The organism is Wolbachia endosymbiont of Nomada ferruginata (assembly GCF_001675785.1).
GTDB classification, from domain to species: domain Bacteria; phylum Pseudomonadota; class Alphaproteobacteria; order Rickettsiales; family Anaplasmataceae; genus Wolbachia; species Wolbachia pipientis.
In genome coordinates this window covers 1-13,454 of the sequence record NZ_LYUY01000025.1, presented here as the reverse complement: position 1 = coordinate 13,454, position 13,454 = coordinate 1, and the positions used below count along the sequence as shown (strand labels likewise).

14 protein-coding genes and 2 pseudogenes are annotated in these 13,454 nt (G+C 34.7%); 12 read left to right on the top strand and 4 right to left on the bottom strand.

What is annotated here, in order from left to right; all coding sequences use genetic code 11:
- Positions 1 to 180 precede the first annotated feature (180 nt).
- From BA053_RS02445 to BA053_RS02420, 7 genes are read left to right on the top strand one after another with little or no spacing between them, the layout of a single operon-like run.
- A complete protein-coding gene (locus BA053_RS02445; RefSeq protein WP_065094821.1) occupies positions 181 to 390 on the top strand; it encodes a tail protein X in 210 nt (69 codons plus the stop codon).
- A gap of 1 nt (position 391) precedes the next feature.
- Positions 392 to 1,336, top strand: a complete 945-nt coding sequence (locus tag BA053_RS02440) for a contractile injection system protein, VgrG/Pvc8 family (protein ID WP_065094822.1) — start codon at positions 392 to 394, stop codon at positions 1,334 to 1,336.
- Between the two features lie 38 nt (positions 1,337 to 1,374).
- Positions 1,375 to 1,524, top strand: a complete 150-nt coding sequence (locus BA053_RS07975; protein ID WP_245611560.1) for a hypothetical protein — start codon at positions 1,375 to 1,377, stop codon at positions 1,522 to 1,524.
- Between the two features lie 12 nt (positions 1,525 to 1,536).
- On the top strand, positions 1,537 to 1,878 hold the full coding sequence (locus BA053_RS02435) for an ankyrin repeat domain-containing protein (protein ID WP_245611558.1): 342 nt from the start codon (positions 1,537 to 1,539) through the stop codon (positions 1,876 to 1,878).
- Positions 1,879 to 1,934: 56 nt separating this feature from the next.
- Complete coding sequence (locus BA053_RS02430; RefSeq protein WP_065094824.1) at positions 1,935 to 2,168, top strand: hypothetical protein; 234 nt, start codon at positions 1,935 to 1,937, stop codon at positions 2,166 to 2,168.
- 27 nt (positions 2,169 to 2,195) lie between these two features.
- Positions 2,196 to 3,116 carry a patatin-like phospholipase family protein gene (locus BA053_RS02425; RefSeq protein ID WP_065094825.1) on the top strand — a complete coding sequence of 307 codons (921 nt, stop codon included), beginning with the start codon at positions 2,196 to 2,198 and terminating at the stop codon, positions 3,114 to 3,116.
- Between the two features lie 11 nt (positions 3,117 to 3,127).
- Positions 3,128 to 3,748 (top strand): hypothetical protein, encoded by a 621-nt coding sequence (locus tag BA053_RS02420; RefSeq protein ID WP_065094826.1) that lies wholly within the window; start codon positions 3,128 to 3,130, stop codon positions 3,746 to 3,748.
- Between the two features lie 82 nt (positions 3,749 to 3,830).
- Here the strand turns inward: BA053_RS02420 and BA053_RS02415 are convergent, their stop codons facing one another.
- Entirely contained in the window at positions 3,831 to 4,418 is a 588-nt protein-coding gene (locus BA053_RS02415; RefSeq protein ID WP_065094827.1) for an ankyrin repeat domain-containing protein, read from the bottom strand.
- A gap of 423 nt (positions 4,419 to 4,841) precedes the next feature.
- Between BA053_RS02415 and BA053_RS02410 the strand changes: the two genes are divergently transcribed.
- From BA053_RS02410 to BA053_RS02395, 4 genes are all read left to right on the top strand, one after another.
- Positions 4,842 to 5,867 carry an IS110 family RNA-guided transposase gene (locus BA053_RS02410; RefSeq protein WP_065094828.1) on the top strand — a complete coding sequence of 342 codons (1,026 nt, stop codon included), beginning with the start codon at positions 4,842 to 4,844 and terminating at the stop codon, positions 5,865 to 5,867.
- A 27-nt stretch (positions 5,868 to 5,894) separates the two neighbouring features.
- A complete protein-coding gene (locus BA053_RS02405; protein ID WP_218914939.1) occupies positions 5,895 to 6,515 on the top strand; it encodes a DNA adenine methylase in 621 nt (206 codons plus the stop codon).
- A 486-nt stretch (positions 6,516 to 7,001) separates the two neighbouring features.
- Positions 7,002 to 7,811 carry an ankyrin repeat domain-containing protein gene (locus BA053_RS02400; RefSeq protein ID WP_065094830.1) on the top strand — a complete coding sequence of 270 codons (810 nt, stop codon included), beginning with the start codon at positions 7,002 to 7,004 and terminating at the stop codon, positions 7,809 to 7,811.
- A 5-nt stretch (positions 7,812 to 7,816) separates the two neighbouring features.
- Positions 7,817 to 8,170, top strand: a complete 354-nt coding sequence (locus BA053_RS02395) for a hypothetical protein (protein WP_065094834.1) — start codon at positions 7,817 to 7,819, stop codon at positions 8,168 to 8,170.
- A gap of 641 nt (positions 8,171 to 8,811) precedes the next feature.
- Here BA053_RS02395 and BA053_RS02390 read toward each other — a convergent pair.
- Positions 8,812 to 9,672 (bottom strand): helix-turn-helix domain-containing protein, encoded by an 861-nt coding sequence (locus tag BA053_RS02390; protein WP_065094831.1) that lies wholly within the window; start codon positions 9,670 to 9,672, stop codon positions 8,812 to 8,814.
- 201 nt (positions 9,673 to 9,873) lie between these two features.
- On the opposite strand from BA053_RS02390, the gene ligA reads away from it, so the two are divergent.
- Complete coding sequence (gene ligA, locus BA053_RS02385; RefSeq protein WP_065094832.1) at positions 9,874 to 11,790, top strand: NAD-dependent DNA ligase LigA; 1,917 nt, start codon at positions 9,874 to 9,876, stop codon at positions 11,788 to 11,790.
- A gap of 273 nt (positions 11,791 to 12,063) precedes the next feature.
- Here the strand turns inward: ligA and wmk are convergent.
- Both wmk and BA053_RS07625 read right to left on the bottom strand, forming a co-directional pair.
- Positions 12,064 to 13,046: pseudogene (gene wmk, locus BA053_RS02380) on the bottom strand (WO male-killing family protein Wmk).
- An 82-nt stretch (positions 13,047 to 13,128) separates the two neighbouring features.
- Positions 13,129 to 13,454, bottom strand: a pseudogene (locus BA053_RS07625) (hypothetical protein); the annotation flags it as partial.

Here is a 13,454-nt window from a genome sequence, read left to right as displayed (position 1 = left end):
CTAGGGCAATTTACAAAGTTCTTCCCTTCTCCATCTAATGCATAAGCTTAAAACATTAGATGCTTTTGACAAGATACAAGGACAATTTGTAATTACTCGTTTTGAAGAAAAGCGAACGTCATCTTTCCCTTGCGGGTTACCAAAGAAAGTTGAATTTAATTTAAGTTTGAAGCTTTATTCATGACTATATATTATTCGACAAAAGCAAATGATATATTGGACTATATTTGCTGGAAGCACTATGGATTTACTTCAGGAGCAGTAGAAATAGTATTAGAAGAAAACCCTGGACTTGCAGAACATGGGAGCTTTTTGCCTGCAGGGTTGAAAATTAAGTTGCCTGTAATTGAGAAACCTTTACAAAAATCCACTTTAAAGATTTGGGGATAAAATGCAGCCAGAGTTTGTCATTGAAGGGTATGAATTAACAGAAGATCGCTTAGTGTCAATGCATATTACTGATGAATCAGGGACTATAGAAGATGTAGCTGAAATATGCGTTGATTACAGGGATGATAACATAAAGGTTCCAAAAGAGCTGAAAATTGCTTTGGGATATAGAGAAACAGGAGTACTACCCGTAGGTGTATATACAGTCAATGAAATTACGGTACAGAGTCCACCACAAATCTTAACAATCAAAGCTCACGCGACAAACTTGATGATATCGCTAAAGGAAAAAGTATCTAGGGCATGGGACCAGATTACACTTGGTGATTTAGTCAAAGAAATAGCAAATAAGCATGGATATGGGTACAAAGTTGCTGAAGAATTTAAAGATATATTGATGCCACACATTGATCAGACTGAAGAAAGTGATATAAATTTGTTAACTAGAATAGCCATAGAGCGAGAAGCAATGGCAAAATTAGCAGGAGGATATATATTATTTATTCCCAAAGGTGCAGCAAAATCAGCAACAGGAAAAGCTTTAGGAACAACGACTATTAGACCTCAAGATACAATCAATTGGAAAGTGCATTTTACTGTACGTGATAAATATAATTCAGTGATAGCAAAATGGCATAGCTATGAGAAGGGAGAACCAATATCAGAAACAGTAGGCAGCGGTGAACCAAGTTACCCTATACAAACAATTTACCCAAATGCAGAATCAGCATTAAGTGCAGCAAATGCCAAATTTAAACAACTACAGCGTAATAATGAGACTTTAGAAATGACAATACCAGGTAATCCAAAGTTATTTGCAGAGGCAAAACTTAATCTTGTAGGGTTCAATCAAGATATAGATGGTGAATGGGTAATTGATAGAGCAGAGCATACTTTAAATAGTTCGGGATATCGTACTGCATTATCAGCATCTTTGAGTAAGTGAAATCCATGTTAAAAGAAAATAAGTAAATTGCTGATTTAATGTGGAAAAAAATGCTGAACATGAGCAAGAAACAAGCTACACTGTGGTTTATAGTGGTAATAGTATGTGTTGTCATTACGTATTACTATCAAAAATCTAAGGCTGCTGAGAATTATCAGAAAATGTTAGAAGTAGCAGCTAAGAACTGAGACTTAGAAACTGTGAAATCATTAGTAAAAAAAAGTAGAGATGATTCAAATATTAGTAAAAAGGCATTATATTATGCGGCAGAGAAAGGATGCTTAGAAGTTGTCAAATTTCTGTTAGATGAAGGAGTAGATATAAATACTAGTTTAGCACTACTTGGTGCCGCTGACGGTGGTCAATTGGAGGTTGTAAAACTTTTGCTGGAGAGAGGAGCTGACCCTCATGTTAGAGGCTGGAAAGGAACAACTCCAAAAACTATAGCAATGAAGAGGTCATCTTATTATAGCAGTGAGCCTTACAGAGAAATTATAGATTTACTTGTTGAGGCAGAAAAAAGTTATAAAGCAGAAAAGTAACGACTAATTCATTTCTACAGTTTGAAACAAAAGCTTTCATAATAAATTAAATCATTATGCAAAACCAAAAAATCCCATTAGCAGTAATTGTAACGATGATAATACAGACGGTAGCAACAATTTGGTGGCTCGCTAAGCTAGATTTACGGGTTCATATTCATGATAAATTTATAGAGCAGAACAACGGATTGACCGTTACGGTATATCGTCTGGAAGAGCGGGTAAAAAATCTTTCTGAGGAACTTGATGAGTTTAAATTACAAGTTTTAAGCGGGAAAATTAAATCTTAACATCTTTATCGAAATTTTCATTTCACAATGACTAAATATATCTTGTCCGTTGACGGCGGAGGCATAAGAGGCATCATACCAGCCATAATACTAGCAGAAATAGAAAAGAGAGCAAGAAGACCGATAGCTGAAATCTTTGATCTGATGGCAGGCACTTCAACCGGTGGCATTGTTGTTGCTGGATTGTGTAAGAAAGATGAACGGGGAAATCCTCAATACTCTGCAAATGATTTAGTTGAGCTTTACCAGGAGTATGGAGCATATATTTTCAAGTCTTCATTTTTTAGGCGATCAATATTATCTTGGTTTAACTGTGCACAATACCCATACGAAAACATCGAGTTGATATTGGACAAGTATTTTAGTGATGATACTCTACAAAACACTTTAAGTAATTTGCTAATCACAAGTTATGATATTCATAACAACTGTCCATTTTTCTTCAAAAGCTGGAGAGAAGACAGAAATTTTGTCAGACTAAAAGACGCACTCAGAGCCACAACAGCAGCCCCAACATACTTTGCACCTAAGTATTTAGAAGTTAAGCAAGAGAAAAGAGTGTTAGTAGATGGAGGTGTTTTTGCCAATAACCCAGCAGCATATGCGTACGCAAATAGCAAAAAACTTTTCCCTAATGAAGAAATCGTTCTGGTGTCAATTGGCACAGATCGGCTATCTAATCGAATCAAGTACAGAAAATTAGGAAAAATAGCCTGGATAAAGCCTCTATTAAATGTGATGTTTGCATCGAGCCTTGATGTAGTGAATTATCAACTAGGTAATGTAATGGACGACAGATACATCAGGATACAATCACAACTGACAATAGCGTCGGCTGAGATGGATAATATTACATCAAAAAATATTAAATGTCTGCAGCAGGAGGCAAATGCAATGATAGAAGGTAATCAAAAAGTAATCGATAAATTTTGCGATATCGTATCTTAATTTACATAAAAATGCCAAGCAAACTAAAAAAATTATACCACAAAGCAAAGAAAGGTTTAAAAAACATAGTTTCGCCCAAAAAGCATACTAAGGGGCAAGAAGCTAAAATTTCAAACGATAAGCCAAAACCGCTACATGAGCAACCTCTAAAGTTGATGGCACTAGAGCAGAAGACCTCTAAAGTAAAAAAAGATAAAAAAGGAATAAAAGAAAAAATAAAAAGCTTCAAAACGAAACCCGTAGAGAAAGAGCTGAAAAAGGGCAACGTGTTCAAAAAAGGCTTCAAAAAGCTAAAAGGGAAAATAAAAAAATTAAACCCAATAAAGGTTAAGAAAAATAAGATAATCGGGAGCAAGAAGTTAGCATTTTTACTGACATCTGGCACGATTGTGGCAATTTTGCCGATGTTCAATTTAGCTCCTCTTCCAGCATTAGCCATAACTTCGGCATGTGTTTTCAGTATTAACTTCATCGCAGTCAAAACATTGAAGAAATTTATCAAACAACGCAAATTAGCAGCAGAATCTAAAGAAGAGTCAACTCTAGCTGAACCAAACAAGCCGGAAGAAGAAATTCAAGATGTATCGATTCAGCAAGTAGCGGAAAATTCTAAACAAAATTCCAGAGAATAGCTTAGTTTTGTGCCATTTATTACAAATATAAACTAGTTTTAGTATATGCCAAATCCTTAGTTGTTCAGGTGCACAAAATTCCTTATACCTTTGTGTTCAAACAAGTTTCTCCCTTTTTATTTTTAATATTTGGATCTGCTCCTGCTTCTATAAGGAGCTTCTCCAGTGAAGTGTGGCGCATACGATTAACTGTATGTAAGGCAGTATCACCATTATAATTAGGAATATTCACATCTGCTCCTGCTTCTATTAAAGTTTTCATTGTTATAATACCACGACTGTTACCAATACAAAGTACAGCTATATGTAATGGGGTGTAATTATCTCTGCCACGAGCATTTAGATTTGCTCCATTTTTTATCAAGTATTTAAGTATTTCTATTTCAAGGCTATCTCGTGAAACAGGAGGAGACGCAGCTACATGTAAAGGAGTGTCACGACTATAATCAGGAGCATTCACATCCGCTCTCTTTTTTATTAAATATTTCACCATCTCAAGATTACCATGTGCAACAGCCGTATGTAAGGGAGTACGACCATTTATATCTCTTGCGTGAAGATCCCACTTCCATTTTTCTATAAAAATTTTCATTGTAGTAAGATGATTTTTCTCAGCAGAAGCATGTATCATAATCATTGCTTCTCCCTCAAATTCTTCTTCACTAGCCATATTATTTAGCCCTTATATATTTTAGAAGTTATAACAGAAAAAAAATTGTTATGTCAAATCATGAGTTAGCTCTAGGAAGATATTCTATAAACGTTGGATATATTTTCCTTGCTAACTTCTAATGCAGACATATTTTCAGTGTAGCAAATAAAGAAAAGGAGATGGTATGAATAGTTATTGCTTGGTTGGAAGCATGAGAAGATAATACCTTCTCAGAGTGGATAGGTGGCAGATTGAAAATTTTTGTGGGGCCCTTTCTGCTTTTTGCAGTATAGGAAAAAGACCTCGTAAAGGAGATTAATCGCCCCTGCCACCGAAAACCATCGTGCGGCCCATAAAATTTGGTGACCGCGTATAGGAGAATGGACCAACCGGTAATATTCTACTCTGATATTTTATAATATTCAATAAGAGGGAAAATTTATGCGTTATATAGGTGTTGATTTACATACTAATAGTTTTACTGCTTGCTACTTAGAACAGGGAAAACCAGAGTATATTAAAACATTTCGCTTGCAGGATTTAGGTGGTTTCATTAAAAGTCTTCAAGAAACAGATGAAGTAGCCTTAGAGGCAACAGGTAATAGCTGTTTCTTTTATGATGAATTATCACCTTACGTTAAGCGCGTTGTAATGATTGCTCCTTTGCAATTTGAAGTTATTCGTCGTTCTGTAAACAAAACAGACAAGCACGATGCGAGAGCTATTGCTTTTTTTCTAAGTAAAGATATGTTGCCTGAAGCAAAATGCAAAAGCAAACAATGCCAGCAGTTAGCTTCTATTCTTAAAACAAGAGATAAGTTAGTAAAATCGCGGGTATCTTTAATCAACAAAATGCATGGACTTTTTAATTACCATGGAATAAAGATTAAAAAGGAGGTACTCACAACCAAATCTGGATTTGAACGTTCTCTTGGTAAACATGATTGGAGTTACTTGGAAAGGGTTGAGATTGAAGTGATTAGCAGTAATCTGGAAGTCATTCGAGAAAGTCTCAAAAAACTTGAAAAGGAAATTATAGCTTTTGCTAAGCAGCTTCCTGGGTTTAATAATCTCATCAGCATTAAAGGCATTGGTGCAATTTCTGCAGCTATCTTCGTTGCAACAATTGGTGATATTAATGATTTTAGTAACCCAGAAAAACTCACTGCTTATTTTGGAGTTGTACCGCGAGTTTCTCAATCCAATCAACAGTGCACAATTGGAAGAATTACCAAACATGGATCAAAAATAGGACGTACTTCTTTAGTACAGTGTACTTGGATTGCTATACGTTATAGTCCTTACCTGAAAAGTTTTTACGAGCATGTGAAAAAGAAGCGTGGTTCTGCTAAGGCTATTATTGCAACTGCTAGGAAGTTTCTCACAACTATCTTTTATACTCTTAAAAACAACTGGGTTTTTAAAGATTTTACAAAATTTGAATTTTTTACTGGACAGCAATCATAGGAGCAAATAAAGAAAAGGAAATAAATTTTGCTTGTAAAGTCTCCTCTCCGTTACCCTGGAGGTAAGAGTCGCGCCGTTTCTCAAATTATTAATAAATATATTCCAAAAGGGTTACCTATGCTTTGTTCTCCTTTTATAGGCGGAGGATCAATAGAGTTAGCGTTAGCTAGCAGAGGAACAAAAGTTTATGGCTATGACGCCTTTGAACCATTAGTAAAATTTTGGCAGGTGCTTTTAGAAGATGCTTCTTACCTTGCAGAGGTAGTGCGGAAATACCAGAATATGACATCTGCCATGTTCTATAGCCTACAAAAAACATTTTTCACCCTAAGAGATAGAGTTGAAATCGCTGCAGCATTTTTTGCATTAAATCGCTCATCCTTCAGTGGTACAACATTGTCGGGCGGTATGTCTCCAGGACACCCACGTTTTACACTAAGTTCAATAGAAAGATTGGCAAAATTCTCAATTAAAAATCTTACTGTAGATTTAGCTGACTTTAAAAAAAGTATTCCTAAACACGCAAATGATTTCTTATATTGTGATCCTCCTTATTTAATTGATCAAAAACTATACGGAAGAAGAGGTACAGATTTTGACCATGAAGAAACTTTTGTCGACTCGCGATGGATGGGTTTTATCGTATAATGATTGTGAGGAAATACGGGACATGTATACAGAGCATCGTATCATTACACCCAAATGGACGTATGGAATGGGTAACTCTAAAAAATCGAATGAGATTTTAATCTTGAGTAAAGACTATAGCAAGGTTGTATTTTCAGTATCGCGGTCAAAACACACTAAAGAAATTAACGCAAACTAGCAGCAGAATCTAAAGAAGAGTCAACTCTAGCTGAACCAAACAAGCCGGAAGAAGAAATTCAAGATGTGTCTATAAAACCAGTAAGTAAAGAAAATTCAGAGCAAATTTCTAAGGAATAGATTTCTACATTAATATACTACCTTAAATACTTTTCTATTTCTATTTAAATATTATTTACTCAATATAAAAGTAGTAGTAAAACTAGTGGTTTCTTTGTAAAATACTAACTAAACGGGTACGCGAGTTAATAATTTAAAAACGTTTCTCGCTGCATACTCTAATACAAACACACTTTTTGTGGGGTTGCTATGACAGTAGAAAAGATTTTACAAAAGGCTGCAAAGGAAATTTATCACTTCAGACATCCTAGTATTTTTTCTTTATTAGTTCATGCAGCCTTCAAAGAGATTATCAATAGTAGATTTGGTACTAAAATTTTACATTTCTCTGCAAAACGCAATCTTTACAACTTATTTCTATTCTTTGTAAAATATGATGCTAATGTTGATGCAGTAAATAGAAAGGGCAATACAGTACTACACATTGCCTCTCAATATGGATCCACAGCAATAGCAGAGATTATTGTAGTTATGAGCAAAAATGTTAATGCTCAGAATATCGATGGCGACACTTCTTTGCATTATTCAATAAAGTATAAGCACCTTGATGTTATGCAAAAGTTGTTACAATGCGGTGCAGACATCAATTGCCAGAATCGTCTCGGTGAATCTCCTCTTCACATGGCTGTAAAATATGCTGACACAGTAACGTTGGGATTGCTGATCAAAGGGAACGCTTTTCTTGAAATTAAAAATATAGAAGGAAGTACCCCTCTTCACCTTGCAGTTTCATTGAATAAAAAAGATCATGTGGAGCTTTTATTGCAAAATAGAGCAGATATTAACGCAATCGGAAGAGATGGTTGTACTCCGCTACATCTTGCTGTTATGAATGGCAATAAAGAAATTGTGGAATTATTGCTGAGTAAAAAAGCAAATGTTTATCTGAAATATTTTTATAACTCTGAAGAAGGTTATACAGCACTGGAAAACGCTGTAGCAAATCGAAACAAAAAAATTGTAGCATTGTTTCTGCTTCATGGAATCATTTTAGAGTAGTGGAGATGTCTTACGAACAGATCGTTATATACGGTACAATATTAATTATTGCTATTAAAATATTTCTTTTTTTTAGGGGAATATACAAAAACCTCGTCAGAACATTTCATTTGAGAGAGAGTGAAAAGAAAACAGAACAAGAACTTCACCTCGACATCCAGGTTTATAAAGAAAATCTAAAAGTAGTCGATATTGCAAAGCCAGTGGGCAAATGGACACAAATGGTTATACTGAATGATGGGTTGATGCAGCGTTTGGCTCAATTGATAGCGGAAGAAGGCGATGAGAAGGGATACTGGCAGCTATTTGTGAAAGCTCAAGCTTCAACTCAAGGCAAATATAAGGGAAGAGGGCGGTAGCTCCGTTTGGTAGCAAAGGGGAGTGTTAAATAAACCATACGCGTCAAGTTAAGGCCCAATATAGCACCATTTAAACTTGTTTGTTACATTTATTTTTTGGGAAATTTTGATCTAAAATAAGATAATTCTTTTAGAAGAATCTATAAATTACTAGCTTTATTGCTTAATATCTAAAATAATTTTTACCACTTTTCTTTTTCCTTATGCTACTTTCCCTTAACTTGACGCGTATGGTTTATTTAACACTCCCTAGCAAAGTTTCCCATTGTTGTTGGCTTCCTGAATTACATGCGGGAAATCCATGTCATACAACTTGTTTCTCTTTCGCTGCTGAACCCTTTTTATTCTTTATGAACAGTTTTACAACAGCCAACATTTGTGCAGAGCCATTGCTACTGCATTCATTAGAATCAGCACCTTTTTTTTAGTAACGACTTTATTTTACCTAAATCTTTGCTTGAAACAGCCTTGTATAATTCGGGTTCACAAAATAACGTATCGCTCTATAGAGATACCTTTTATAACTCTTATTATTTTCTGTAGTTTTCTCACCTTCACCCTCCTTTAAATTTAAAACATGTAAAATTTTTGTTAAATATACAAATGTCCATAAAGATATACCTTTTCTATAAAAATAAGTTTTATTGATTCTGCTTCTCTTCGCTAATTTTTACTACCTCTGATAAAGATGAACTCAATAAATCCTGTAATCTTTGATCTTCAATTTTTTGACATTCTTTCATTATATTTAATATTTTCATTTCTCCTTCACTATCTTCATCTTCGTAATAATTTTCTTCTGTTGGTCCACAGAATAAAACTCTAGCATTCACTAATGCTTTTTCTGCTTCAGATAGCTTTTTAAATGACATGCAATCTACACCTTGTTCATATCTGTGTATTTGCTGTTGTGATAATCCGATTTTATTCGCTAACTCCAACTGAGTACATCCTCTTACGAACCTCCAATCTTTTGCCATTTGTCCAATTTTGTGCTTTATAGACTTTGTACCTATTATACTCTTGCCAATTTGAATTTCCCCTGACAAAAGTTTTACTAATACACAAAATGCACTGCGAAATTCTTGGTCCTTAATTTTTTTTAAATTTTGCAGTATACTCAGCATCTTTTCTTCCTTGTAACTAACATAACCTGTTGTAGGAAATATATCTTTAAAACTAGCCGATAATACTTTTAGCATCTTTTCTGCATTTTCAGGTGAAACAGCATCTATCCTTTGTTCATATCTTCGTATTTGTGACGTTGATATACCAGTTTCCTTTGCTAACTTCGCTTGAGAATATCCCCTTAATAACCTCAACTCTTTTATCTTTTGAACTACTTGGTAGCTTAAAGAGTCGATAGCAATTTTCTCTCTGGTAGTGGTCATTTTTTGCACAATTGCAGAACAAACATATAATACAGTATTATTGAGTTTGATTAAAGTTTTACTACTTCTGCCAAAATAATAGGCATAAACTTCAGGAAATTGATATCTCACAATGTAGCTAAGGCTAGAAGCGAGCAGAAATCTCTACTAATTAAATATTTTTCTATTTCTATTTAAATATTGTATATTAAATATAAAAACAGTAGCAAAGCTAGTGGCTTCTTTGTAGAATACCAGCTAAACGAATACAATGGTCAATAATTTATTTACAATTGACGCTGTATACTGAAACAGTGGTTGAGGTAAGTTACTATGAGTGAAAATGCATTACAAGAAGAAATAAAGCGTCACAACGAGTTGTACTATCGGGAAAATATATCAGAAATAACCGATGCAGAGTACGATGAACTGGTAAAAAAAGTAGATATTCAAACCGTTGGTACTGCACCTGATAGAAGATTTTTAGAGGTGGAACATATTGTACCAATGCTCTCGTTGGACAAGGCTCATGGACGAGATGAAGTTGAAGAGTTTCTTGCTAGGGTTAAAAAACTTCTGAATATGCATGAGTTGGAAATCATATGTGAACCAAAAATTGATGGCTTATCGTTTTCTGCGATTTATGAGGATGGTGTATTTATTAAGGGTTCGACTCGTGGAGACGGTTACCATGGTGAGGATGTTACACAAAATGCCGCAACTATAGGAGGATTGCCTAAAGTTTTACCCGATGTAAAGGGCAGATTGGAAGTTAGGGGCGAGGTATATATAAGAAATGATGATTTTTTAAAATTAAATAAGGATAACCAATTTTCAAATCCACGCAATACGGCATCCGGTTCACTAAGACAATTGGACCCAGAAGTTACCGCCAGTAGACCACTCAGGTACTTTGCCTATTCTTTGATTAGTGGTGGAACAGAAAAGACCCAGCTTGAAGTATTAGATAGGCTGAAGGAACTTGGATTCTGTGTAAATGAACATCAATGCTTAGCAAAAAATGTGGACGAAATGCTGGGGTTTTATAACAGAATCTATAATGACCGTTATAGTTTAGGCTATGATATTGACGGAGTTATCTTGAAGGTAAATAATTTAACATTACAAAGTCGTCTTGGGAATACCAACAAGGCTCCAAAATGGGCGATAGCACACAAGTTTCCAGCAGCTCATGCAAAAACTAAGATAGTTAAAATATTAATACAAGTAGGCAAAACGGGTAAATTGAATCCGGTTGCTGAATTAGTTGAGATAAATATAGGAGGGGTAATCGTTAGCAGGGTAAATCTGTATAATAAAGATGAAATTGAAAGCAAAGACATCAGAGAGGGCGATATTGTAGTAGTAGCACGAGCAGGCGACGTCATTCCAAAGATTGTAGAAGTGGACAAAAATGCTCGTTCTCCGAATGCACCAAAGTTTATATTTCCGAATACCTGTCCAGAATGTGAAAGTGAAGTACAGATTGAAGGAGCAGCAATAAGATGTTCAGGGGTTACCTGTAAAGCTCAAATCATAGAAAGGTTAAAATATTTTGTTTCCAATGATGCTTTTGACATTACCGGCTTTGGTGATAAGCAAATAGAGTTCTTTTATGACCTTGGTTTGATAAGGAAAATATCTGACATTTTTGCTCTCGAAGAAAAACTAAAAAATTTTAACTTAAGCGAGCTAAATGGATGGGGAAAAAAAGCAATATCTAATTTACTCAAATCCATTAACAGCAGAAGAGTTGTGAGTTTGGATAAATTTATATGTTCTCTAGGGATTCGATACGTCGGACCACACGTAGCAAAATTACTAGCAAAACATTATGGCTCATATGAAAATTGGTATTCTGCTGATGAAGAAGAATTAATGAACATAATAGGTGTAGGAGAAAAGATTATAGATTCATTAATATCTTTCTTCTCTGAAAAGGATAATGTTGAAATGGTAAAGAATCTCGCCTCTCAACTAAAGATTGAGCCTGTTAGTGCTAATGTGAGTAATTCTCCTCTTAGCGGCAAAACAGTGGTCATCACAGGAGAATTATCAGGAATGAAAAGAAAGGAAGCGCAAGCAGAGGCAGAATCTTTAGGAGGAATTGTGAGTTCAAGTGTATCAGATAAAACGGACTTCTTGGTTGTCGGCGAAAAACCTGGGTCAAAGTATCACAAAGCTGTGGAACTAGGTGTTAAAATTTTAACCGAGGAGGAATGGAATAAACTAATCCTGGGAAAAGAATAAGCCCTTCTCGATCAATTCTTGTATCTACTTTGCCTTTTTAAAAATGGCACCTACGAATTTATTTGTTAGGTCCTTTTGGGTATATCCTCGCTTTAACCTACAGCTTCTTACTTTTTGTGCTATTTCACACCTTGTAGTACACTTTGTGTTATTGTTAGCTTTTTTTGAAACCATACTTTATTTACAAAAACAACTACACATATTGTATCATAAAATTTTACCAAAGTCTATTATTTTTTTCCACGTATCCATAAGCTCTATATGAAATTCTTGCTATGGATGCCTATTTGGGGTTTCAAGTTCCTCTGCAGTTAAGTCAGATGCTCGTGAGATAATATTGATAGAAACGCCTAATTTAAGTAGACTTTTTGCAACCTTGATTTTCTCTGCTTTTTTAACCTTTTCTTTGCTAGTCTTCATACCTTCAGATAAGGATTTGACTACCGTATTCAATACATCCCGAGATTCTTGATCCTCAATTTTTTTGCATTCATCTATGAACCTCAATAGCTCATTTTCATATTCTGTTAGTCCAAGAAATAGAACTTTAATGTTAACTAATAATACCTTTGCTATCTTATCTAATATTTCAATTGGAATGTCGGTGTATCCTTGTTCATAGTCATGTATTTCCTTAAGTGTTGAACCGATTTTATTTGCTAGGTCTTCCTGAGTGTATCTCCGTATTAACCTCTGCTCTTTCATCCTTTTCCCTACTTTGTAGAGTATAGAACTAGTACAAACTTCTTTTTCTGTATCATCATATTCGTAACTAGACAAGCGAGTCGCTTGAGAAATCATATCAACTGAAACTCCTTCTTTAACTAGATTCTTTGCTACTTCTATTCTCGCTTCTTCTTGACTAATTTTTTCGCTAACATATACAAATCTTACTAATGGATAAAGCTTCTTGCGTAATTCCTGGTCCTTAATTTCTATATGTATTTTTGTTAGATAGACTATTTCTTCATCCTCATCTTCATACCAACTGTTTTCCTTCAGTTCTGTTGGTCCTGGAAGTAGATCTATAATACTAACTGATAATGCTCCTGCTATTATACATGATTCTTTGACTGTAATAGGCTTGCACCCTAGTTCAAAGCTATGTATTTCCTGATATGTTAAACCAATTTTGCTTGAGTATATCCTTGTATTATCCTACAACCTTCTATTTTTTGCCCCACCTCGTAGTTTATTGAGCCAATATGCTCTAGGTTATCGTAGATAAAGTCGCTTTTTCTTATGGAAGGAAACATATATTATTTATAGAAACAAACATATAACTTATCATAAGATTTTATCAAAATCCAGCCCCTATAAGATATTTTATTGCAAAAACTACACAACTTTATTAATAGATAAACCTGTTGTTTGCGAGATAATATCAACAGAAATTCCTTCTTTAACTAGACTCTTTGCAACTTCGATCTTCTTTGCTTCTCTAACCTTTTCCCTACAAACACGTATGCCTTCAAATAAAGATTTGATTAGCACATCGCGTAACTCCTGGCTCTCAATCTTTTTGTATTCTTCTATTAAACTTGATAGCTCTGTCTCATCTTCATTTTCTGTTGTTTCGGGAAGAGGTTGTCCACAAACCAAGGAATACGTAGTATATAAAGAAAGAATATTGAGGTAAGAGATGAGGAAAAAATATCCAACAG